The following is a 1236-nucleotide window of genomic DNA, read 5'->3' as shown; positions in this document are numbered from 1 at the left end:
CGGCTTCACCGGCACGCGCGGCTCGCTGACCCTGAGCGCACCGGGCTCCATCGTCAACACCGCGCTGCTGTACGCGGCGAATAACCTGGCGCTGTTTGCCGAAAGCATCACCAACCAGCGCGGCGACATCATGGCGGGGAACAACCTGTGGATGCAGCGGGATGCAGCGGGGAATGCCAACAGCCAGGTGGTGAACACGTCGGGGAATATTGAGACGCAGAATGGGGATATCACCATCAGGACAGGAAGCCTGTTGAATGAGCGAGAGGGGATCAGTGAAACCCGCAGCTATCAGGCCGCGACGGGCAGTCCTGCGGCAAGCGGTGCGACCTCCATTCGTGTAAAAGTCACAGACCTGCCACCTGATGAGTGGGGGTATATTTATACAATTTACAGTGGTGCGGGTGGCGGTAATATCTTCTCAATTGTCGCGCCGATGCCAAGCGGGGCAGTACAACGTTATCTGGTCGGATCGACCGTAGTCAATGTCACCGCAACAGGTGGAGTTGCGCGCATCGCCGCTAAACGCGATCTGACTATCAATGCCGCTACGCTGAACAACCGTGCCGGTTATTTACTGGCCGGGAATGGGATGAACCTTTCCGGCAACAGCCTGAATAATCAGTCCTGGTTTGGTTATTCAGAGGATGAATATAAGGTCTATCGTTATAGTGGGAAAACAGGCAAGGTATCCAGCCTGAAAGGAAGTCCCGCCTCCGGCAACGATAACAACCGTCGTGTGACTTATACGCTGGATGGCGCACCTCAGTACGAAACCCATACCACCGATCAAGCCCTCCGCGCAGTGATTCAGGCCGGTGGTCAGGTCACTGCTAATTTCACCAGTAATATCAGCAACACGGCGACGACTTCGAATGGCGGAGGAATAAGCAATGCCATTCCTGCGCCGTCGCTGAACACCCTCAGCAACCAGACCATCGGCAGCGGTGTTCAAAAGCAGGGGCTGAACGCTACCGGCACCGTGGCGGTGAACTCGCCGCAGTGGAACGATCAGCTCCAGGGTGCGCTGCAGCAGCTTAACGGCGGTGGCGCGCTGGAAAACGGCGGCGCGTCCGGCACGCCTCTCAGCAACATTGCCACCACCCAGAAAGGCAACGCGAACCTCGGCCAGCTGGGGGCACTGGCGAACGCCGGGGTCACCACCGCCGATCTCCGAACCGCTCAGGGCGGTGCCGTCGGGCATTATCAGGGCCAGCGCGTCGATACCAGCGCTTA

1 pseudogene is annotated in these 1236 nt (G+C 58.7%); it reads left to right on the top strand.

What is annotated here, in order from left to right:
* Positions 1–1236: pseudogene (locus KIF87_RS22985) on the top strand (Contact-dependent inhibition of growth factor CdiA); the annotation flags it as partial.

This window comes from Enterobacter sp. 120016 (genome assembly GCF_018383635.1).
In the GTDB taxonomy this organism is placed as follows: Bacteria; Pseudomonadota; Gammaproteobacteria; order Enterobacterales; family Enterobacteriaceae; genus Enterobacter; species Enterobacter asburiae_D.
Note: the sequence above shows the minus strand (reverse complement) of the source record. Positions and strands in the feature narration are given on the sequence as shown.